This is a genomic window from Mesorhizobium sp. SEMIA396 (assembly GCF_024518615.1).
GTDB lineage: Bacteria > Pseudomonadota > Alphaproteobacteria > Rhizobiales > Rhizobiaceae > Mesorhizobium.
The window spans coordinates 1-21,609 of sequence record NZ_JANIFC010000024.1 but is presented as its reverse complement, the minus strand read 5'-3'; the positions used below and the strand labels follow the sequence as shown (position 1 = coordinate 21,609).

Below are 21,609 nucleotides of genomic sequence, written 5' to 3'. Positions count from 1 at the left end.
CGCTGCAGCGCCCTCGTTGCAATTTCTGTCGAAGCTCGGAACACCTCTTTTGCTGGCGGAGGCCGAATGGCATTTCGATTCGTACACACGGCCGATATTCATCTCGACTCGCCGCTTCGTTCGCTGGCGATGCGAAATCCCGATCTTGCCGGGCTGGTGGGCGACGCCAGCCGCCAGGCATTCGTTTCGATAGTGGATCTCTGCCTTGAGGAACGTGTGGCCGCGTTGGTCATTGCTGGCGACCTATACGATGGCGACCAGACTTCAATGAAGACAGCGCGGTTCTTGGGCGCGCAGATGACACGCCTGCACCAGGCCGGCATCATGGTTTTCAAGATCCGCGGTAATCATGACGCCCTGTCGCGGATTTCCAAACAGCTGGTATTTCCCGACACCGTTACCATCTTTGGTGGTCGTGCTCAGTCGGTATTGCAGACAGCCGGCGGTCTGGACGTCGTATTCCATGGTTTGAGCTTTGCGAACCCTAAGGCGCCGGACAGCCTGTTAACCAAATATCCGGCGGCTCGTGAAGGGGCCGTCAACATAGGCATCATGCATACCAGTCTGGCTGGATCGCCAGGTCACGACGTTTACGCGCCCTGCAGCATCGCTGACTTGCACGCCCACGGTTTCGACTATTGGGCCCTCGGCCACATCCATGCTCGCCAAGTCCATCCTGGCGCCAGTGCCGTGGTGATGCCGGGAATACCGCAGGGGAGGGATATCAACGAGGCCGGTGAGAAATCAGTCACCCTGGTGACGGTGCGCCACGACCGTTCGGTGGAGATCGAGGAACGGCTGACCAGCGTTGCGCAGTTCGAACGGGTGAGCGTCGACCTTACCGGAGCGGTGGAGTGGCCCGAGGCCGTCGCGCGTGTTCGCTTCGCACTCGAAGAGATGCGGGCAACCGTCCGATCGCGTCATGCTGTGGCTCGCATTGGCCTGACAGGAACGTCACCACTGATGTGGGCGCTGATCCGCGACAGGGACCTCCTTCTTGCCGAAGCCGAACAGGCTGCGGAACAGCTAGGCCATACGTGGGTGGAGAAGCTCGAGCTTGACCTCGCGCCGCCTCGGACGGAGACCGCCGAGGATATTGCTGATCCGATTTTCGAACTCGAGCAATCAATGCGTGCCGATGCCACCTCGGAGGCCTTCCGCGCTGAGGCGAGGGCGTTCGTCCAAAAGATGGTCGCCGACCTTCCGGCCGACGGGCGGGATTTTGCTGGGACGGACGAAGCCGGGCTGGAACAGTTCCTCGATCAGGTGCTTTCCAAGGGCGCGGACTTGGTGACTGCCCGCCTTAAGGCCGGTGGATCGTCATGAGGTTGCGGCGCCTTGACCTCATTCGTTATGGAAAGTTCACCGATCGTTCGATCGACTTCGGACCCAAACCGGAATCCGGACCTGATCTGCATATCGTGTTTGGCCTGAATGAGGCCGGCAAATCGACTGCGCTTTCGGCCTATCTAGACTTGCTGTTCGGCATCGAGGAACGGAGCCGCTACAACTTCCTGCACGAGTACAGTGCCATGCGCATCGGCGGGGTGCTGGAACTGGCCGGCTCCGAACACACGTTCACGCGTACGAAACAGCGCAGTAATTCGCTATTGAATGCGACGGGCCAACCGGTAAGCGAGGTGGCGATCACGGCGCATCTCGCCGGTCTGTCGCGCGACGCCTACACGACGATGTTCTCACTCGATGACGAGACGTTGGAAGCCGGCGGAAAATCTATCCTGGAGTCGCGGGGCGACCTCGGCAAGCTTCTGTTCACGGCCAGCGCCGGTCTTGGGAACGCAAGTGATACGTTGAACGCCCTCGAGGCCGAAGCAGACGCTCTGTATCGGAAGCAGGCGCATGGAACCGAACTGGCGCTGTTGAAGAAGCGCCTTGTTGACGTAAAGTCGCGCAGGGATGCGATCGACACCCTTGCATCAACCTACGAGGGCCTGGAGGCCGAACGTCTCGATGCAGCGCAGCAGTACGGCCGAACCATCAGCGATCGGGCGGTGCTGGTGGCCAGGCTGGATACCTTTGCTCGTTACGTGCGTGCTGCGCCGATGCTGGCGGATATCCGGCGCAAGATTGCCCGGCTGGATCAGCTGCCGGACATCGCCTCCCCAGCCCGGACATCGACGGGAAGTGTCACCGAACTGATCGATGACGATGCCAGCCTCAGAACGCGGCTGTCCGCAAACATCGACGAGACCGAGCGCCTGGCGGAAAAAGTCACTGCGGTCGACGAGGACGAACCGATCCTGTCGATTTCCGAACGCATTCGCGGGCTGGCGGAGAGCAAGGTGCGCCATACCGCGGCTGGCTTTGACTTGCCCACTCGCAGGATGGAGCTGCAAATCCTCAACAACAGCGTGGCGAGCTGCCTTGCCGCCTTGGGCCGATCTTCCGAGGCGGATCCTGGCGCGCTGCTTCTGCCTGCCGTCACCGTTGGCGTCGTTCGCGCCATGGTCGAGCAGAGGTCCGGGATTGCTACCGGGATGCGTGCCGCTCGCGACGAAGCCGCGGCGGCACTCGATGCGCTGCAGGTGGCAAGGCAGCGGGTCGGCGAGGAAAGGGCGGTGCCCGAACCTGCCAGGGCAAGGCTGGGCTCGGCTTTGTCGAAAGCGCGAGCAAGCGGACACCAGGCAGAGATTAGGACGGCTCGCGAGGCGGAAGATGCGGGAACAATCCGATGGAAGGCGGCGCTCGCGCGCTTGCGTCCATGGAACGGAGATGCCCTCGCTCTCGCCAACGTCGCGGTTCCGAGCGCCGGGCAGATTGCCGCCTGGAAGACGGTAGCGTCAGAACTGGCAAGGAACACCGCCGTACTTGCCGAACGCCTTGCTGAATACGAGGGCAACCATGCCATGCTCGCCGCACGATTGGATGCCCTTCGTGCCTCGGGCGACATTGTCGACGATGAAGCGGCTACCGCCATCCGCCGAGTTCGCGATGATGCGTGGGCAACGCACCGCGCAGCGCTGACCGGTGACACCGCTGACGACTTCGCCGTGGCATTGGCGCGCGATGACATTGCCAGCGCAGGCCGGCTGGCCGGCGCGGCGGATCTGGCTGAGATCCGGGCAACTACGCGCGAGCTGGCCGAGGCCGCGGCCAACCTGTCACGCAACGGCATCCAACGCACACAGCTCGGCAAGGATGTGGATACCCAATTGTTGGAAATCCGCGCGGCCGCCAGGGACCTGCTCGGAGACGCCGTGGAACCTTCGTCTGAGCGCCTGATCGAAAGGATCGAGGATCAGATCGAGGCGCGCAGCGATGCGCTCGCTGCCTGGGAGCAGATCGAACTTGCTCGCTTGAAGGCCGAGCGAGCCGCTGACGCCGGCGAGCAGATACGCTTGGAAATGAGAGCAGTGCTGGGAAGCGTCGGCATTGTATCAGAGTCCAACGACACCCTCGAAGCAATCATGGCCATCGCGGAGCCGTTTCTGGATCGGCAGCGCAAGGTGGACGCCGAGTATGCCGAGGCGCTCAGAATGGTGAGCTCCAAAGAAGAGGATCTAGCGGCACGACGGGTTGCAGTAGGTGTGGCGGAGCGTCGCGAGGAGGAATGGCTGGCCGGCATTACCGAAGCACTCAAGGGAACTTGGCTCGAAAGCGGGCTCTCCGCATCCGGCGTCGGCACTGTGCTCGATCAATTGGCCGAACTTTCAAGAAGCCTGCAGGAACGGGACGACCTGCAGCTGCGTATCGACAAGATGGAGGCCGACAGGGCCAATTTTCTGGTCGAGGTCATCGCCGTTGCGGTTGAAGCCGACGAGCCGACGAAGGATACCGACCCGGAGCAGTTGGCCATCCGCCTTGCCGAGCGCCTAGAGCGTGCCGAGCGGACACGTGAAACGAAGGCAAGCCTCGGCAACGACCTGAAGCGCCTCAAGGAGGCGCGCGACATCCTCGACACTGAGATTTTGGCACACGAACGCCGCAAGAACGAGGTGCTGGGCGTCTTTGGTGTCGCCACTCTGCCCGAGGTAGTCGAACGCGATGAGCTGTTGCGTGAGCGCGATGGCTTGCGCACCACCGTCGCCGAACTTGAGGAACGGATAGTGGCGGAGCTCGCGGTCGACGGATTCGAGCAGGCCCGCTCGATCCTGGACGCGATCGATTTCGACGGCCTCGCGGTCGAGAAGGCTGAGGGTGAGCAGCGGCTTCGCCTGTTCGATGAAACCATCCAGCAACAGCTGATCCGGCAGACGCGCGCGGCCGACAAGCTGGACGCCATCGGCGGTGATAGTGCGGTTGCACGCCTGGATGCTGAACGGCGCACAACCCTGCTGGAAATCGAGGAGAAGGCCGTTCGCTACATAGAGCTGAAGCTTGGCATCATGTCGGCTGGCAATGCTTTGCGGATCTACCGTGAGAGCCATCGCTCCGGCATGATGGCGCGCGCATCAGACGCGTTCAAGCTAATGACGCGTGGCCAGTATTCGGGGCTGACAACCCAGCCTGTAAGAGGTGGTGAGGTTCTCATTGCTGTGCAGGGTGACGGGCAATCCAAGGTCACCGAAGCGCTTTCAAAGGGTGCACGATTTCAGCTGTACCTTGCCCTAAGACTCGCCGGTTATTACGAGTTCGCGCAATTTCGGCCCTCGGTCCCATTCGTCGCCGACGACATCATGGAGACGTTCGACCATATTCGCTCGGAGGAGGTTTTCAGGCTGTTCGGAGCGATGGCAAACACAGGTCAGGTCATCTACCTGACGCACCATAAGCATCTATGTGAAATAGCTGAGGCTGTCGTACCGGGAACGAGGATCCATCAACTCGCACAGTAATTTTCTCCGGAATACGTGAACGAACCAGTGAAGGACGCCGAATTTGACGGCAAGTATGCGCCCAAAGTCAGACGTTCCGGCAAACTTCGCGTTCGTCCAAAAGCGGACATATCGCCCGAGCCATAGACGGCCCCGATGTGCCCATAATGGACGTCCTGCAAATTCATTGTCCTGCCGAATCTGGACTTCGAGAGCTGGCCCTAAACAGCAATTGTATCGCGCCTAGCCGTCCTATCGCCGGGGCGCCAATTGTAAACAACGGCGAACTATACCAATATCGTTACTGGCTTCTTCCGGTGCGACTCGGGAGAACGGGATGGGCAATGAACGCGAAGACGCAAACGGGAAAACACAGCGCCGCTGGCCAATACCTCGGCTATGCGCTTCAACCTGTACGCCTTTGCTTTCACCTGCTCAACGCGCCTAGCGGCGCCTTGGTCTCTCTTGAACATTTAGACGATGTGGCGGTTCACCTGGTCGGCGGCGAAGTCGTTCTTGAGCAAAGCAAGAGCGCACTGAAGCAAAATCCGATATCCGACTGGGCTGCGGACCTGTGGAAGTCTCTGGCCAACTGGCTCAGCTTCATGGCGGCGGGAGAGATCGACCCGGCGACCAGCCATTTCCGGCTATATGTCACACCGGTGAAGGCGGGTGCCTTCGCGATCGCGCTGAACGACGCGAAAACAGATGCCGACGTGGAGGCGCTGGTCGCTAACCTCGCCAAAGCCCACAGCAAGCTGAAAGCTGCACCGGCATGCGACGCCGACGTCCAAGCTTTCCTGAACGCTGATGCGGCTCATTGCGCCGCCTTGGTCAAGAATCTCGCCGTTATCAGCGTCGATGCAGATCCCGTCGATCCGATACGCGCGATCTTCAAGCCGACGGTCTCTCCGCTCATCATCGACCTAGTGTGCGAACGCGCGATCGGCGCTGCGAAGGAGGCGGCGGACAGGCTGATTAGAGCTGGCAAGCCCGCCATCTTGGACGTGGACGCGTTTCAGGCCGAGCAAAGAGCATTTGTTCAGAAGAACAACCTTCCAGGGCTGCTGTCGTCTTTCACCAAGCAACCGCCTGTCGAGGCCATCGAACAATTGATCGCCGACCGTCCCGCCTTCGTCCGCCAACTCGAGCTGATCGAGGTGGGAGACGAAGCGTGCGTCCGGGCTGTTAGCGATTACCTTAGGACGCTCGCCGACATCTCGATCTGGGGCGAAAGCGGGCTAATCTTTGAGAAGAACCTAAGTGACTGGGACGATGATCTTGTCGGTCGCTATGAGCACGTCAGTGCAGAGGTGCACGACATACAGGCCGGACACCCCGCAACGGTTCGTGGTAGAATAGTTTACAGGCGCTGCGCGCAGTTGCAGCCTCCACTCGATGGTCGAGTCGTCCCCGGTCATTTCGTCCACGGATCATTCAACGCCCTTGCCCACGGCCTGCGCCTCGGCTGGCATCCCGACTACCAGACTCTTTTGGAGCCAGCGACTTGATTGAGGCTGGCCGATCGCACCTACCGCTCAGCGACCTCGCCCTTGTCCAGAATCCAGGACTTGGGGCTTTCGCATTGTGGCAATTTGGCCAAGGTTTCCAGGCTGAGGACGAACGTCCAGCGCCGTTCGCCTTGGCGTTTCTCGTGCTGCCAATCGTCCTGCATCGCGCAACGCTCGAAATCGTGACTTCGACAAACCGACCCTCTGGACTGGCGCTCTTCGCGGCCAAGCTCGGGAAGGAACGGGAACAACTCCTCGCCGTCCACGAGCGAGCGCTGCTGCTGCGTACTCTGACATTGCAATCGGCCGCTGTCGGTGTGAGCGGGCGGCTGCTGTCCGTGGATTACAAGGATGCTACTTTAAGAGCAAACGTACCAGAACCGAAACCGAGGAGGCTCGTCCTTCCAGAGCGCGTCAAGCACCTCGGACCTGCCTCGGAGAAATTGGGTTTCTGGTTTTCGAACCTGGGGACCGCGCAGGTGGCCAACCTGTTACGGGTGGAGTTCTAGATGTATTTCCAGCTTCGAAAACTGATCCTTTGGCCCCGCAATGGTGCAGCGCCGCGGGTCGTCAAGTTCGAGCCCGGTGTCGTCAACGTCATCAGCGGCGCGTCGAAGACCGGGAAGTCCGCCGTTATCCCTATTGTTGATTACTGTCTGGGCTCGGAGAAATGCGCGATTCCGGTGGGCGTAATCCGCGAGAACTGCAGCTGGTTCGGCATTCTGATCGAGACGCTGGAGGGCGAAAAGCTCTTGGCGCGACGCGAACCGGGGGACCAACAGAGCACAGGCGACATGGTGCTGCTGGAGGGCGCACAGGTCGAAATTCCGGAGACGATCACCGACAAGACCACCAATGTCGACACGGTCAAGCGCGCGATGAACCGCCTGGCAGGACTGACTGACCTCGACTTCGAACCAGGTACAGAGAATGGATTCAAGCAAAGGCCAAGCTTCCGCGACCTCATGGCCTTCACGTTCCAACCTCAGAACGTGATCGCCAATCCCGACGTGATGTTTTTCAAGGCCGATACGACGGAACACCGGGAGAAGCTAAAGACCATCTTCCCGTACGTTCTGGGCGCGGTCACGGCAAAGATTCTCCAGGCGCGGTTTGAGATCGATCGGCTCCAGCGCAACCTCCGCCGGAAGGAGGCTGAGCTACGCGCGATCGTGTCGGCAACTGGCGCTTGGCGGGCGGAGGCGGAGGCGTGGCTGCGTCAGGCAGTCGAACTTGGCCTAGTCGATTCCTCCACTGAAGTGCCGAAGGACTGGAGTGACGTTGTTGACCTGCTTCGGCGCGTGTCGAACAGCAACTCAAGTCTTGCTCGACCAAGCCTGGCCGGCATCGATGTGGTGCTGACGCGTCTGGAAACCCTTCGTGCGTCGGAAACTGAAATCGCCGCGCGACTTACCGAGCATCGTCAGCGCCTGAACGAACTGCGCCGTCTGGTGGAGAGCAGCGAGGCGTACGGCGACGCCATGCGCATCCAACGTGACCGCTTGGACCTTTCCACGTGGCTGAGGGACTTGGCCGACGAGTTCGCCGATCCGTTGGTCGCACTCGGGGACGGCGGCCGCGAGAAGGTCTTGGCCCTTTGCGACAACCTCGGCGGTCTGGAGATCCGACTGCGGACCCACCCTGCGATGTCTAACACGCTTGACAAGGAAATCCTGCGCCAGCGCGGCGCCGCTGAAGCGGTCCTATCTGAGTTGAACGATGTCCGTAGCGAGATAGCGGTGCTGGAACGGGACTCTGACGTCGCCCGAGACGAGGCCAATCGCTTCGATAGGCTTGAGCGCTTCCTCGGTCGATTGGAGCAGGCGTTGCACGTCTACGACCGCGCCGACCAGTCGTCGGATTTGCGGCAGGAACTCACCTCGCTGCAGGCCGATATTGCAACGCTGCAAAAGACGATCTCCGAGGCCGACATCCAGCGCAAGCTATTCAACGCGTTGCACCAAGTCTCCCATCATGCCAATCGGCTGATTCCGCAGCTTGACGCGGAGTGGCCCGAGGCCCCGATTAGGCTGTTGATTGAAGACCTGACCGTCAAGGTGACTAGGGGAACGCGTGAGGACTACCTGTGGGAGATTGGCAGCGGCGCCAATTGGCTCGCGTATCACGTCGCACTAATGCTTGCGCTGCAGCACTACTTCCTGGCCGAACCTCATCACCCAGTCCCTGGTCAGCTGATCTTCGACCAACCTAGCCAAGTCTATTTTCCTAAGCGGGCGGCGGGCGACGAGGGCCCCGACCTCATCGCGTGGAGGGATCAGGACGTGGTCGCCGTCAGGAAGGTCTTTGCGCTCCTAGGCGCTGAGGTCATGGCCGCGAAAGGTCGCCTCCAGATCATCGTGCTGGATCATGCAGATGAGGACGTCTGGGGCAAGCTTCCCGGAGTCAAGTTGATTGAGGAATGGCGTGGACAGGCCCTCGTGCCTCAGGCTTGGATTGCCGCCGCATCTTCCAACGGTGGATAATAATCTGCTGCCAGAGGAGAAGGCATGGCGAACGTGGACGAGATCAACCGTCTGACGGCCCTTGGCTTGAACGTCATCACAGCCATGGATGTCGCGGAAGGAAAACTAGACGAAGCCTTCGAGGTCGCCCGCGCTCAGGAGAAACGCAAGGTCGACATCTGGTGCAAAGGAAGAAAGAACATTCCGGTTGCACTGACTGCGATATGGGACTGCGATCCTGCAAACTTCTATCTCGCGTTCGACGGCGATGATCCCAGCGACCACGCTTCGACGGATTTCATTCTTATCGACGCTGATGTCACTGACGTTGGCGGCAGGCTTACCTACGCCGCCAGCAGGGACAAGGGTCCTTGGCATCAACGTTACAAGAGCAAGAGCTGTGGGATCGCCTACCGATGGCTGCATGGCCGCGGTGTCACACCGCCTTTGCTCGGCGAGTACCAAGGCCAAGTTCACATCGTAGGAGGCATGCACCGCTTCCATCTTGCCAAGCACTATGGGACGACGCGCATGCCATTCCTCGTCCGGAGGGCCGAACTAGCCGCAGTAATGGCGTTGATCCCCTCGGCGACCGACACCGCCAACTCGTAATGGCGGGGACTGCAGAAAAGAAGCGAATGAGTTGCGAACTTACCGGGATCACTCCCCGAAAGCTGACCGACGGCTTCCGGCCCCGTTGCGGCCATTCTTACTCCCGCACTTTGGCTTTTCCAGCGCTAAACCGGCCTTGGGCGATGAATGGAAACGGTCAGATGTTCCCGGTCTGTGCTCGAAAAGTCGCATAAAAGGGCAGACTGGTGTGACGTCCGGAATTATTGGGCCTTTCACGGGTTTACCGGTCCCGAATTATCGGTTGCTGGCGGGCGGGCTATGCGATTGAAAACAGGAGAGTTTTCTGGCTAAGGGTGGGGTTTCAGACTGAGTTTACCAATGCCCTTAATGACGATTAATTCTGGATTGGCATCAGGTGATTGGGTTTGCGCAGAATATAGCCGCCCTTATTGGTAAACCCGCTCACGGTCGACAACGGATTGGTCAACCTAGGACGACAGGATTGGTAAACCGGAGCCGCCCTATCGACGAAGGTCTAGCTTGGCGCATTCACTGTCGCCGGTAGGCAGATATTCGGGCGACAATCGGGACCAGCGTGCGACGCCGCCAAGCGTGAGACACGTCGGCTACGCCGCAAATCGACACGGTTTGACCGGGCGCAATACCGCACCGATCTTCTAATCTCGGCTTAATTCCGGAGAGAGGCAGATAATTCCGGACGCCACACTGATTGGTAACCTAAGGCCACCCACCACGCGGATTGGTAGCCCACAGGAATAGGTTTGGTAACCCTTATCGAGTGAGGGCCGCTCGTACCTTTCGGCGGGTTCGTTTCAGTTCTAAGCCCGGCTTAATTCTGGACAACGACAGATAATTCTGGACGGCACAGTGGAACTCAACGCGTTGTAAGGATGGCATAGAGAAGCAGTAGCCCTCCAGTCTCGCTACTGGAAAAATTCTGGAAAATGGGTCTGCTTGGCTGGACGCAGAACGTTGTGATTATTCAGCCGGCATTTCTGAAGCTTCTCGAACACAAACAGCTTGCCTTCGCGCACGCTATCTTCGAGCGACTTCGCCTTCGCCAGATGCGCCGCAATCGCGCTGGCCAGCATGCAACCTGTTCCGCGCATCGATATAGCAAGGCGCGGCGTGTCGAAGTGGATGGGTTCATGATCGGAGCGTAACAGAATATCGGCCGATCGGGGACCCGACGCGTGCCCACCCTTGATCAGCAGGGCCTGAGGGCCGACGGCCTGCAGTCTTTGTCCTTGTTGGAGCGCACCGTCCTCATCCGAAGCCGGTTCGGAACCAGTAAGGAGCGCCAGTTCAGGAAGGTTGGGCGTGACAATGCAGCAAAGCGGCATCAAATCGCGCTTCATGGCAGCGATAGCGCCTGCTTCCAGAAGTGCGCGGCCTGAGGTGGAGGCCAGCACAGGGTCGAGTACTGCCGGCACTTGCGGAAATTTGCGCAGCACTGCGGCAACGGCAACAATGATCTTGGCAGTCGCCAGCATGCCGATCTTGATTGTGGCTACGTCGTTGGCCTGTAGCGCGGCACACATCTGATTGGCCACCATGCTGGGTGGCGAATGATGGATTTCGATCACGGCGTCGTGCGTTTGCACCGTTAGCGCTGTGACGGCGAGACAGGTGCGCACGCCAACGGCAGAGATCGTCTCGATGTCGCGTGCTATTCCAGCACCCCCGCTGGAATCTGATCCGCCAACGACAAGCACATGCGGTTCTCGTCTCATCGCCATCGGTCCGTCTTTTCGATCCATTCTCGCGTGCGCGCTTCGGGGTCGAAGCTCAACGTGATGTCCGTGACCACTGCGGCGCTGTTGGCGCCGGCCTCAAAGACGCCGTCGAGGCGGTCGGGGTTGAGGCCGCCGATGGCGACCAATGGGATCGGCGCCACCCGCCGCTTCCACTCGCTGATCCGCTCTAGCCCTTGCGGTGCCCACTTCATTTTCTTCAAAGTGGTGGGATAGATCGGACCGAGCGCGACATAGTCGGGCTCGGCAAACATGGCCGTTTCCAGCTCGACATGATCATGCGTGCTCAATCCGAGCCTGACGCCCGCTGCCCGTATCCTCGAGAGGTCGGCCGTTTGCAAATCCTCCTGGCCCAGATGCACGAAATCGCAGCCTTCCTCGATTGCCAGGCGCCAATAATCATTGATGATGAGCTGGCTTTTGTGTTGGACACACCAGGCCTTCGACTTGCGGATCTCCGCGCGCAGCCCGGTTTCATCCATGGTTTTGATGCGAAGCTGAATCAGCTTGACGCCGAGCGGCGCCAACCTTTCGATCCAGGCGGCGCTGTCGACGATCAGGTAGAAGGGATCGAGCTTCATGAAAAAACGGCCCTGCCGACCATCGGTGTCGATGGCACGGCGACGTCGCGCGGTTCGAGCATTCCCGAACTGAACGCCTCACGACCGGCGTCGACCGCCTTACCGAAAGCACGCGCCATGCCGACCGGATCTGCCGCCTTGGCGACCGCTGTGTTCAGGAGCACGGCGTCAAAGCCGAGTTCCATGACGGTGGCCGCGTGCGACGGCCGTCCGAGCCCCGCATCCACAATCAGCGGGACGCCAGGGAAATATCCGCGCATCGAGCGCAGCGCCGTCATGTTGACCGGTCCCAAGGCGGAACCGATCGGTGCGCACCACGGCATCAGGACCTTGCAGCCCGCTTCCAGCAGCCGCTCGGCGACAACGAGATCGTCGGTGGTATAGGGGAATACCGCAAAGCCGTCCTCGCACAGGATGCGGGCGGCTTCAACCAGACCGAACACATCCGGCTGTAGCGTGTCGTGATTGCCGATCACTTCGAGCTTGATCCAGTTGGTGCCGAAGACCTCGCGCGCCATTTTCGCGGTGGTGACGGCTTCCTTGACGGAGAGGCAGCCGGCGGTATTGGGCAGGGTTCTGGCGCCCAGCGAGCGGATCAACGACCAGAATTGTTCGCCGGCCCTACCGCCCGCCATCTCACGCCGCAACGAGACGGTCACCACCGACGTGCCCGATGCCTTGACTGCATCGGCAAGGATGGCCGGCGAAGGATACTGAGCCGTGCCGAGAAGCAGGCGCGACGAAAGCTCGGTTCCATAAAGCTCCAACATGCTAGCCGCCCTGCATGGGCGAGAGGATTTCGATCCGGTCGCCGTCGCTCAACTGGAACTCCGCGCGGTTGGCTTTGTGCACGAGGTCGCTGTTGACGGCGGTGGCGAGCCAATCGCCCTCATAGTCGAGCGCGGCAAGCAACTCGGCCAGCGTGGTGGCGGCAATCTCACGCGCCTCGCCGTTGACCATCAGTTTCATGAGCATGCTCCTTGGTTCTGTCTTGACTGAAAACCAGGTCGGCAGCCTGGCGCGCCATGGCGGGGGCGAGGAGAAAACCGTGACGATAAAGACCGTTGATCGCGATGATCTCACCGTCTGTTTCGACGCGTGGCAAATTGTCGGGAAATGCCGGACGGACACCCACACCGGTTTCAACGATCTCGGCCTCACCAAAGGCCGGATGGAGGGCATGGGCGGCGCCCAGCAGCTCCATCATGGAACGCGCCGTCACCGGTCCGGCGCTCTGGCTTTCAATCATCGTCGCTCCGATCATGAAACGGTGATCGGTGCGCGGCACGGCATAAAGCGGAAAGCGTGGATGAAGCAAACGGACCGGCCGCGACAGCGAGACATCAGGCGTGCGAAGGATCAGCATTTCGCCGCGAACACCGCGCAGCCTGTCATCGGCCGCTGCCATTCCCATGCAGTCTATCTGACGGGCGAATCCCGAAACAGGCCGGGCGTCGCAGCCGAAGTGGAATTTGACACCCATGGTCGCAAGCTTGTCATGAAGTGCCGCCATCGCCGGGCGTGGGTCGAGGTGAGCCTCGTCGGGGAAGAGCAATCCACGCCGGAAGCGGCCGGCGAGGTCGGGTTCCAGGAGCGCAATTTCGTTTTCATCGACGCGCCGATGCCCTGACGTGCGACTGGCGAACCGGTCAAGCTCACCGGCATCACGCGGCGCGGCCACGACCAATGTCCCGGCCCGTGTCACCTGACCCGACAGCACCGCATCCCACCAGTCGGCAGCATCGCGTCCGAGATCCAGCACCGGCTGCTCCGCGCTTTCGCGCTCGCACCATGGCGCCAGCATGCCGCCGGCGAACCACGACGCGTTGCCACCAAGGCCATGCCGCATCTCGGCGACGGTGACCGTCGCGCCGCGGGCGGCGAGTTCGAAAGCGACGGTGAGGCCGGCAACGCCGGCCCCTTTGACGAGCACCCTCATGATGGTTTGGGAGCCTCTGGCACGACCGGTACGCCAGTCTCGTCCGCCTGCATGTAGAGATCGCCGCCCTCCCGGTATTTTGCCGCCATTGCCGCCATGCCTTCCTTCTGGGCCTCGGCACGGATGTCGTGGGAAATGCGCATGGAGCAGAATTTCGGCCCGCACATCGAACAAAAATGTGCCAGCTTGTGCGCCTCCTTGGGCAAGGTCTGGTCGTGGAAGGACCGTGCGGTTTCGGGGTCGAGCGACAGGTTGAACTGGTCCTCCCAGCGGAACTCGAAGCGCGCGCGCGAAAGGGCATCATCCCTGGTTTTCGCTGCCGGATGGCCCTTCGCCAGATCGGCTGCATGGGCGGCTATCTTGTAGGTGATCACGCCAATCTTGACGTCGTTGCGGTCGGGAAGGCCGAGATGCTCTTTCGGCGTGACGTAGCAAAGCATTGCGGTGCCGAACCAGCCTATCATGGCGGCACCTATCCCTGAGGTGATGTGGTCATAGCCCGGCGCGATGTCGGTCGTCAGCGGCCCCAACGTGTAGAACGGCGCCTCACCGCACACTGCGAGCTGCTTGTCCATGTTCTGCTTGATCTTGTGCATGGGGACATGGCCCGGGCCTTCGATCATCACCTGGCAGTCCTTTGCCCAGGCAATCTTGGTGAGTTCTCCAAGTGTTTCCAGTTCGGCGAATTGCGCCGCGTCGTTCGCATCGGCGATTGAACCGGGACGAAGGCCGTCGCCGAGCGAGAAGGAGACGTCATAGGCTCTGGCGATGTCGCAGATCTCCTCGAAATGCTCGTAGAGGAAGCTCTCCCGGTGATGGTGCAGGCACCATTTGGCCATGATCGAGCCGCCGCGCGAGACGATGCCCGTGACCCGGTCGACGGTCAGCGGGATGTAGTGCAGCCGCACGCCGGCGTGGATGGTGAAATAGTCGACGCCTTGCTCGGCCTGCTCGATCAGCGTGTCGCGGTAGACCTCCCAGTTCAGATCCTCGGCGATGCCGTTGACCTTTTCCAGCGCCTGATAGAGCGGCACCGTACCGATCGGCACCGGCGCATTGCGCACGATCCAGTCGCGGATGTTGTGGATGTTGCGGCCGGTCGACAGGTCCATCACCGTGTCCGCGCCCCAGCGGATAGCCCAGACCATTTTTTCGACCTCTTCGGCCATCGACGATGTGACAGCCGAGTTACCGATGTTGGCGTTGATCTTGACCAGAAAATTGCGACCGATGATCATCGGCTCGCTCTCGGGATGATTGATGTTGGCGGGAATGATTGCGCGCCCGCGCGCCACCTCGTCGCGCACGAATTCGGGTGTGACGAAATCTGGGATCGCCGCGCCGAAGGCTTCGCCGTCGCGTTGCAGCTTGCCGCGCATCACCTCGCGGCCGAGATTCTCGCGGATGGCTACGAACTCCATTTCTGGCGTGATGATGCCGGCGCGCGCATAGGCAAGTTGGGTCACCGCCTTGCCCTGCTTGGCCTTGAGCGGCCGATTGCGTATCGGAAATTCCGGTGTCAGGCGCTCGCCGGTGGCGAATCCATTGTCTTCCGGCCGGACGTGGCGGCCGTCATAGGCTTCGACATCGCCACGCGCCGTGACCCATTCGTGGCGAAGCCGGGCAAGGCCTTTTTCGATGCTGGTTTCGACTGATGGATCGGTGTAGGGGCCGGACGGATCGTAGACGGTGACGGGCGGTTCGCCGGCCGTCGGATGGACGGAAATCTCGCGCATCGGCACCCTGATCTGCGGGTAGAGGACGCCGGGCTTGTGGATTTTCCGCGAGGCGGGCAGTGGTCCCGTCGATACGGCGGGGGTGAGGGCATTCATCGTGAGGCTCCTTTGCTCATGCATTGGAGACCCAGTTCTGTGCCGGAAGGATGAAAAGACGCTTCTGTAGACCTGCTGCAACAGGACCTCGGGCGTAAACTCCCGCAAAGCGCTTGCACCGTCCCTACGCCAGTATGAACTGGATCAGGTTCAACGGGTCACTGCGCCGCGAAAGCCAGCAGTATCTCAGCCCCTTGCCGGGACTCCCCTGGTGAATGCCTTAGGTTGAACGGGCTGACGCTATCTTGTCAAGCGCATTCGGGCGCCTTCGGCCGGTGGCGACGACCGGCGGCCAGCCGGGCGGAGAGCTCGCGCATGCATCGGGGACAAGTCACGCCCCGTAGACCGGGGCTGAATGGCCAAAGCCTCATTCGCTTCGTGAAGGATGGAGAAACTGTATTGGCCATGTGCGCGTATCGACCAAGTAGCTCAGGCGGTCACGGATGTGGTTATTCTGGTCGAAGGTGACGAACGGCCTTGGGGGTCACCTCCTTTAGGATTCAGAGGTTGGAAGACGGCTTCTCGCGATCACGGCCATCAGGAAATACCTGTCTTCGGCTCAACCTCGACATGGCGTCCGATCGACCGCAGATATACAGCTATCTCGTTCATGAGATGATCGCGTTCGCCGTAGATTTCAGCAATCCTACGCAGCTGTGGCTCGACGGCCCTCCGTTGCGCTGGCGTGAAATCAGCATCGCCAAAGACGTATCCCAAGTTGCCAATCGCGCAAATTTTGCAGCCGGCGTCCACAACTGCTTGTACGAATGCCGGAATGTCTTTTTCTTGCATGGTCTTCATGTCGAACCTCTCGTGAATGGCGTGCTTGCGCCCCAATCTGCCTTTTCAGCGTGTCCTCTGGGCGGCGCAAGCCCTGAGCGTGACTGTGCACGGGCAACCTCGACTATCCCATCTGCCACGCTCTTTAGAATCGGTGGGGTCTGGTGATCGCAGGCTGGGCCACTCAAAAGCCTGCAAGAAGAAAGTCATGGCGACCATTGCTCAAGATCGCAAGGGTGCGTGCAAGACCTTCCGTTGGCAGTCATGCACGCTCGCTCAGAGATAGTCCGGCCGCGGAAATTCTCCCTTATTCGTAAGAAAGCTCATTGAGCAACTGGGCATTGAGCAACTGGGTCTCACGTCACGGGTCTCGTGTGCTTCACAGCCGAAAAATAGCCGCCGTGGCAATTCTCGAAAAGTGCAGGCTACCTCGTTAAGGACACTGCGGATGATCGTTCGCGCTTGGCAAAAGCGAACGGATTAGTCTATGGCTCTCGGCAGGGGGGCGAGTTATGCGGCGGGTGCGAATCCTTCAAGTAGGCGATATTCACTATCCGGACTGGCATCCTTCCTCTAGCAACATCGATGCCAAGGATAGCAAGTTCGCTCCGAAAATAACGCAGAAGCTACGCGCGTCTTCGCTGCGTGCCGTCTTGACGAAACTTCGGCGGCTGACGACTTCGAAGCCCTTGGATTCGATCGCCTTCATGGGGGATTTCACGAGCCGTGGCGACAAGACCTTCATTGCTTCGGCATTCCAGCATTTCACGTTGCTCTGCCGCGCACAGGGACGCAGTTCAAAGGCGCTTCCGTTGATATTCGTACCGGGAAATCACGATGTGAACCGTGATGACGCGCGCGAACTTGGACCGACTGAGAAATTCAGCGAAATGGCGAGTTTAGCCGCCCGCTTGGGTTGGCAGACCGTTCCCGTGGACCAACCCGTGCACTTCAGACTTCCGACAGGATCCGCAGGCGCAAACTTCATCCTCGTCAACACAGCGATAGGCAGTTGGGAGCTTCAAAACCTTCCCGCGTTCCTTCGTGATCGTCTCGAGGCACTCAGTCCTTCTACAGAGCCTGTAGATCTCGGCTCGCCGGACATCTCGGGACATTCGCCCGCGACACCTCCCAGCGATCCAGACAAGGAGGCGTCCGACGACGAGTATTACGGTCAGATGGACACGCCATACATCTCGCGTGAGATGCTTGCAGGCCTACAGGAATTGCTCCAGCAGCCCGACATGCGTTACGGCATCATAATCGGCCATCACAATCTGCTGCCACAAAAGACTCCGCGCATTACGCCATACGCGGAGATGCTCAACAGCGGATTTGTCAGAACTCAGCTGCTGCAGGGCAACAAGCCTATCGTCTACCTGCATGGACACATACATGCTGATCCGGTCGAGATCGTCAACGATCCAAGGTTTCCGGACGGCAAATTGATCTGCATCTCAGCACCAGAGATACAGTCAGGTTTCAATGAGCTCGTCTTCTTCACGACCGATCAGGGAGAGCTCGTCGGCATCCGACTTATACCCTACCGCACCAATGTCGCCGACGGGACGGTCATGGAAGGCGAACATTGCTTTATTTCGACCATGTCCAACGGCAAGGCCTTTCTGAACAACGACACGTTTGACCTGCTGCGCCGACTGCGCGACCATGCCACCAGGCGCGGGAATGGGTTACTCTTCTGGGACGAGATCACTGAGATTGCTGCCTCCGCCGAGCTCGGGCTAGATCTGGAAGACTCTCTTCTGATGCTCCAAGCGGCGCGCTTCATCGAGATAGACGGCCTCACCAAGGCAAACTCGGCTTGGCGCATTAAGGTAAGGGACGAATAGCGATGGAGAATCCGTTCGGCCCCAACAGGATCGAGTACGAAAGCCGCCCGATACTGTGGTTCAGTCAGAAGTCGGCGTTGATTTCTGCCGCCGCCAAGCCGGTCTTCGTCGCAGGGACGAGAGGCAGCGGCAAGACCAGCATTCTTCGCTCGCTTTCCACAGTCCATATTCTTGAAGACAAAAGTCTCTCGGACCAAGTCGGCAAGCTCGCTTGGTATGGCGTCTTCTTCCAGCTCAATGAGACATTCTCGCCCCTAATCGACAACGCCGTTCTGAACCTCATTCCGGAGCGGATACGCTTCGACACGGCCGCCGTGATCCCGCGGCAATTCGTAATCTTCTCTCACTATCTGGAGCTGAAGATAGTCGAACGCCTGCTCGAGAGCATCGGCCAGCTCAGACGCGACGGCCACTTGAAATACCGGGCCTCCGAAGATAGGGACGTCGCCCTGGCACTGCATCGCGAAGTGCTGCACTTCATACCCCAACCTGCCCGTCTCGACTTCTTCAGCATCGATGAGCTGCGGGGTGGGATAACCCGGTACGTCGACGAATGCTTCAACGCGTTCTTCTTTGCCGCCGATGCCGGAGCGACCGGCTTCAGAGCAACAGACCCTGGCGCGATCATTAACAAGGTCGCGACCGCGATCACTCCACTTTTAAATGGCCCATCTTTCGCCGGTGACAGGGCGCCCTTCTTCAAGATACTGATTGACGACTGTGAAGCACTGACACCGCTCCAACAGCAGTTCCTGAACACCTTGGTGAGAAAGACGCGCGGCAACGTGAAATGGGTCCTCGCCTACATCGGCGGCCTCTACGACACGATCCGGACGATCATACCCGGCCAGTCGCTCTCGAATGCTGACCGGGACGTCGAGAATCTTGATTCAGTCGATCCGAGGGAGTTCGCCACGCTGTGCGAGAACGTGTCGTCGCTTCGGCTGTACTATGCGCTTCCTGACCATCTGCGGAGTGATCTCGAGCGCAACGATGCGCTCAGCGCGTTTTCGCTCAAAAACCGGCTGGGGCGGCTTTCCGTCAATGACATCATCGAGCGGGTTATCATATCGGGTCATTCCGAGGGCAGAGAAGAGCTTGTGGCACTTGCTGATGCAGCACGTGAATTCCTCTCCGTGAATTTGAGGACGGCGGATCAGCAGCAATTCCTTCTTGATCGAAAAGCGCGCCCTTATGCCGAAGGGCTGGCGCTCGCGCTCATGAACCCGGAAATTAAGCGCCGGCCCATGAGCAAGGCGGATGCTTCAAATCTGAAGAGGTCGATCGCCCGGAAACAGGGATGGGCTTTTCTGAAAGCGTGCCAGATGCTGCGTCTGCATGACTACCCGTACGTAGGGCACCAGATCATCACATCATTGAGCGACGTCTGTATACGCGATTTCCTTGATATAATGGGAGAGATCTTCCGCCGCAGTGTTCCGAGTTCCAGTGATCCACGAAAACTGGTGGAATTCATCAACTCGGATTTACAGATTCATCTCGAACAGCAGAGACAGGCTGTGAACGCCGCCTCTCAACGGAAGCTTGATGGACTTCAGGCGCTTTCACATCCGTACGAAGAAGAGAGCGTGCGCATGGTGCGGGCGTTGGGTTACCTGACCGCTCGCCTCCAGACAGAGTTTGCCGAAGAAAATGCTCTAGGAACGACAGAGAGAGGCATTTTCAGGGTTGATCTAAAGGAAATGCGCTCGCTGGTGAACCGACTGGAGCAACCCAGCGGAAAACTGGACGAGGTCCTGCGTCGGGCGGAAAGGGATGGGTTTATCCGGGAGGTCTCCGCCGCCGGCAACTTTGAGGTGGACCGCGCCGACCCCGCATCGAAGGAGATGATGATCAGATTGCATCGGCGATTTGCACCTTACTTCGGGTTCTCCTATCGCGGCCCGTACGAAATCAACACAATCCCTGCGGCGCGGATGGTCGACCTGCTTTTTACCAGGCATCGGCTCCCAGAAGACTGGGCCGACTCGGTGTTTAAGGAGCTCGTCGCGCGGCCCGCACTCAAGACCGAATTCCAGCACTCGCTTTTCGAGAGCGATCTCGAATGACCGCTTCAACTGTCGAGTATCGAGTCTTCGGCCATCTGGCCGTCACCGAGAAGGCGAGAGATGCAGGTACCTGCGAAACGATGGAGGCAGATATCGCGATCGTCGCGCTTGGATGGGAAACGCGTTTCGCCGCGTTCGAAAACCATCTTGACCTGAAGGTCGGCAAGATCGTGGTTCTGGACTTTGCTCTGAAGGAAGCGAACGTCCCAGCCGTCGAAGAAAACCGGCGAAAGCTCATCGCTATGGGTACCCGATGGGGCGTCGAAGTGACTGTGATCACCCTCGAGCCTTCCATCGAGTATCAGAAGAACATCAATCTCCTCGATCACCTGCTCACTCAGATGGCCGCTTCATGTGGCTCATACGAAGGAAGCCTGCGGAAGGTTTTCGTCGAGTGCTCGACGATGCCGCGAATCTACATCCAATGGCTGATTGCGGTGGCATTCAAGAAAATGTCGATTCAGTCTCTCGAATTCGGGTACGCCGAAGGTATCTACGGGAACGCGATCGGCAAAGAGGATTTTTCCAGCGGCTTGGACCGATACGTCACCGTCCCTCATCTTCAAGGCAGCGGAGGAATGGGCGAAGAGAAAGTCCTGCTCGTGGGGATCGGAGGAGATGCCGACGTATTCTACGGATTGATCGATATCGTCAGTCCGGAACGGATCTCGCTCCTCGTCCCAAGAAGCGACAAGAATGCGCATATCGATGCTTTGCTCGATCAACAGGTGGCCAAGGTACGTGAAACCCACCGGCTCGAAGATGGCGAAGTTCGCGACATCCAGGCTTTCGGGCTGATGGCCCACCTCGATGCTTTCGAGACGTATCTCGACGGGTTCGGCTCGCGTGCGGTGGTGAACGTTTTTGTCAGCGGCCCGAAGGTTCAGGCCATCGCTGCTGCCGTGCTCGCCTGCTCCGACAGCCGCGTCCATCTCAAGGCAAGAATTCCCACCTCCTATGCCCATCGTGAAGTCTCAGCGAATGGGCGGTATCATATCTATAGGCTGATTGACCTGACATCCCCTGCCTGCAGCCTTCCCGGGACGTTCTGACACTATCTTGCATTCGAGTAGCATCATGGTCCCAGTAGCCGTTCCGCCAAGCCTTCAGCGCATGTTCGTGTCGCCCGATCCGGTCGATGGGGGGCTAATTCCCACTTGGAAGCTGCTCTACATCAGATCAGGGGGGAATGCAGACTGGCAGAATTCCGTCTAATTAGCGACTAGCTAAAACATATACTCAGGCGAGACTGTTCAGCATAGAAATAGTGAGTCGGCCGTGAACTATCCGCAAGCCATTGATCTGGCCTGTTGATTGAGGCGGATAGCGGCTTTGGAATTGCAGGATTAGCGGTTTATTGGGGCTGTTTTCCTGCAATTCGGTTTTGCGATTCCCTTGTGGCGCGGAGCGTGATTCACTCGGTTCGGCGGCGGCGAATCGAGGGGACAGCGAATGTCCAGGC

The 21,609-nt window shown here is 59.5% G+C and carries 17 protein-coding genes and 1 riboswitch; of the genes, 9 read left to right on the top strand and 8 right to left on the bottom strand.

Annotation, left to right across the window (positions count from 1 at the left end):
• The first annotated feature begins 66 nt into the window (after positions 1–66).
• From NP503_RS32670 to NP503_RS32645, 6 genes are all read left to right on the top strand, one after another.
• A complete protein-coding gene (locus NP503_RS32670) occupies positions 67–1,326 on the top strand; it encodes a DNA repair exonuclease (RefSeq protein WP_063169423.1) in 1,260 nt (419 codons plus the stop codon).
• A complete protein-coding gene (locus NP503_RS32665; RefSeq protein ID WP_063169422.1) occupies positions 1,323–4,796 on the top strand; it encodes an AAA family ATPase in 3,474 nt (1,157 codons plus the stop codon). The genes NP503_RS32670 and NP503_RS32665 overlap by 4 nt, the downstream gene beginning before the upstream one ends.
• 323 nt (positions 4,797–5,119) lie before the next feature.
• Entirely contained in the window at positions 5,120–6,286 is a 1,167-nt protein-coding gene (locus NP503_RS32660) for an ABC-three component system protein (protein ID WP_063169421.1), read from the top strand.
• A complete protein-coding gene (locus NP503_RS32655) occupies positions 6,283–6,795 on the top strand; it encodes a three component ABC system middle component (protein WP_063169420.1) in 513 nt (170 codons plus the stop codon). The genes NP503_RS32660 and NP503_RS32655 overlap by 4 nt, the downstream gene beginning before the upstream one ends.
• Entirely contained in the window at positions 6,796–8,769 is a 1,974-nt protein-coding gene (locus tag NP503_RS32650; RefSeq protein ID WP_063169419.1) for a DUF3732 domain-containing protein, read from the top strand.
• A 24-nt stretch (positions 8,770–8,793) separates the two neighbouring features.
• Entirely contained in the window at positions 8,794–9,360 is a 567-nt protein-coding gene (locus tag NP503_RS32645) for a hypothetical protein (RefSeq protein WP_063169418.1), read from the top strand.
• A gap of 905 nt (positions 9,361–10,265) precedes the next feature.
• Here the strand turns inward: NP503_RS32645 and NP503_RS32640 are convergent.
• From NP503_RS32640 to NP503_RS32610, 7 genes are all read right to left on the bottom strand, one after another.
• Complete coding sequence (locus tag NP503_RS32640) at positions 10,266–11,081, bottom strand: hydroxymethylpyrimidine/phosphomethylpyrimidine kinase (RefSeq protein ID WP_063169417.1); 816 nt, start codon at positions 11,079–11,081, stop codon at positions 10,266–10,268.
• The gene (locus NP503_RS32635) at positions 11,072–11,677 is read right to left on the bottom strand and encodes a thiamine phosphate synthase (protein WP_063169416.1); all 606 of its coding nucleotides are present in this window, start codon (positions 11,675–11,677) and stop codon (positions 11,072–11,074) included. The genes NP503_RS32640 and NP503_RS32635 overlap by 10 nt, the downstream gene beginning before the upstream one ends.
• The gene (locus tag NP503_RS32630; RefSeq protein WP_024504259.1) at positions 11,674–12,447 is read right to left on the bottom strand and encodes a thiazole synthase; all 774 of its coding nucleotides are present in this window, start codon (positions 12,445–12,447) and stop codon (positions 11,674–11,676) included. The genes NP503_RS32635 and NP503_RS32630 overlap by 4 nt, the downstream gene beginning before the upstream one ends.
• A 1-nt stretch (position 12,448) precedes the next feature.
• Positions 12,449–12,646, bottom strand: coding sequence for a sulfur carrier protein ThiS (thiS, locus tag NP503_RS32625; protein WP_024504260.1), 198 nt, complete (start codon positions 12,644–12,646; stop codon positions 12,449–12,451).
• Positions 12,615–13,616, bottom strand: coding sequence for a glycine oxidase ThiO (thiO, locus tag NP503_RS32620; protein ID WP_063169415.1), 1,002 nt, complete (start codon positions 13,614–13,616; stop codon positions 12,615–12,617). Before thiO ends, thiS begins: the two co-directional genes overlap by 32 nt.
• Positions 13,613–15,448, bottom strand: a complete 1,836-nt coding sequence (gene thiC / locus NP503_RS32615) for a phosphomethylpyrimidine synthase ThiC (RefSeq protein ID WP_063169414.1) — start codon at positions 15,446–15,448, stop codon at positions 13,613–13,615. Before thiC ends, thiO begins: the two co-directional genes overlap by 4 nt.
• Positions 15,449–15,551: 103 nt before the next feature.
• A riboswitch (TPP riboswitch) is annotated at positions 15,552–15,668 on the bottom strand.
• Positions 15,669–15,985: 317 nt separating this feature from the next.
• The gene (locus NP503_RS32610; protein ID WP_082826710.1) at positions 15,986–16,249 is read right to left on the bottom strand and encodes a hypothetical protein; all 264 of its coding nucleotides are present in this window, start codon (positions 16,247–16,249) and stop codon (positions 15,986–15,988) included.
• 491 nt (positions 16,250–16,740) lie between these two features.
• Here NP503_RS32610 and NP503_RS32605 point away from each other — a divergent pair, with 491 nt between their 5' ends.
• The 3 genes from NP503_RS32605 to NP503_RS32595 are packed head-to-tail and all read left to right on the top strand — an operon-like array spanning position 16,741 to position 21,199.
• A complete protein-coding gene (locus NP503_RS32605) occupies positions 16,741–18,078 on the top strand; it encodes a metallophosphoesterase (protein WP_127248690.1) in 1,338 nt (445 codons plus the stop codon).
• 2 nt (positions 18,079–18,080) lie between these two features.
• Entirely contained in the window at positions 18,081–20,147 is a 2,067-nt protein-coding gene (locus NP503_RS32600) for a hypothetical protein (RefSeq protein WP_063169412.1), read from the top strand.
• Positions 20,144–21,199, top strand: a complete 1,056-nt coding sequence (locus NP503_RS32595) for a hypothetical protein (RefSeq protein WP_063169411.1) — start codon at positions 20,144–20,146, stop codon at positions 21,197–21,199. Before NP503_RS32600 ends, NP503_RS32595 begins: the two co-directional genes overlap by 4 nt.
• A 187-nt stretch (positions 21,200–21,386) precedes the next feature.
• Here the strand turns inward: NP503_RS32595 and NP503_RS32590 are convergent.
• Positions 21,387–21,609: hypothetical protein (locus NP503_RS32590; RefSeq protein ID WP_206517167.1), on the bottom strand; the 223-nt coding region annotated here is incomplete at its 5' end.

Bases quoted from the DNA above. Each gene is read 5' to 3' on its own strand.
- NP503_RS32670 (WP_063169423.1), top strand. From the start codon at position 67: ATGGCATTTCGATTCGTACACACGGCCGATATTCATCTCGACTCGCCG.
- NP503_RS32665 (WP_063169422.1), top strand. From the start codon at position 1,323: ATGAGGTTGCGGCGCCTTGACCTCATTCGTTATGGAAAGTTCACCGAT.
- NP503_RS32660 (WP_063169421.1), top strand. From the start codon at position 5,120: ATGAACGCGAAGACGCAAACGGGAAAACACAGCGCCGCTGGCCAATAC.
- NP503_RS32650 (WP_063169419.1), top strand. From the start codon at position 6,796: ATGTATTTCCAGCTTCGAAAACTGATCCTTTGGCCCCGCAATGGTGCA.
- NP503_RS32645 (WP_063169418.1), top strand. From the start codon at position 8,794: ATGGCGAACGTGGACGAGATCAACCGTCTGACGGCCCTTGGCTTGAAC.
- NP503_RS32640 (WP_063169417.1), bottom strand. From the start codon at position 11,081: ATGGCGATGAGACGAGAACCGCATGTGCTTGTCGTTGGCGGATCAGAT.
- NP503_RS32635 (WP_063169416.1), bottom strand. From the start codon at position 11,677: ATGAAGCTCGATCCCTTCTACCTGATCGTCGACAGCGCCGCCTGGATC.
- NP503_RS32630 (WP_024504259.1), bottom strand. From the start codon at position 12,447: ATGTTGGAGCTTTATGGAACCGAGCTTTCGTCGCGCCTGCTTCTCGGC.
- thiS (WP_024504260.1), bottom strand. From the start codon at position 12,646: ATGAAACTGATGGTCAACGGCGAGGCGCGTGAGATTGCCGCCACCACG.
- thiO (WP_063169415.1), bottom strand. From the start codon at position 13,616: ATGAGGGTGCTCGTCAAAGGGGCCGGCGTTGCCGGCCTCACCGTCGCT.
- thiC (WP_063169414.1), bottom strand. From the start codon at position 15,448: ATGAATGCCCTCACCCCCGCCGTATCGACGGGACCACTGCCCGCCTCG.
- NP503_RS32610 (WP_082826710.1), bottom strand. From the start codon at position 16,249: ATGAAGACCATGCAAGAAAAAGACATTCCGGCATTCGTACAAGCAGTT.
- NP503_RS32605 (WP_127248690.1), top strand. From the start codon at position 16,741: ATGCGGCGGGTGCGAATCCTTCAAGTAGGCGATATTCACTATCCGGAC.
- NP503_RS32600 (WP_063169412.1), top strand. From the start codon at position 18,081: ATGGAGAATCCGTTCGGCCCCAACAGGATCGAGTACGAAAGCCGCCCG.
- NP503_RS32595 (WP_063169411.1), top strand. From the start codon at position 20,144: ATGACCGCTTCAACTGTCGAGTATCGAGTCTTCGGCCATCTGGCCGTC.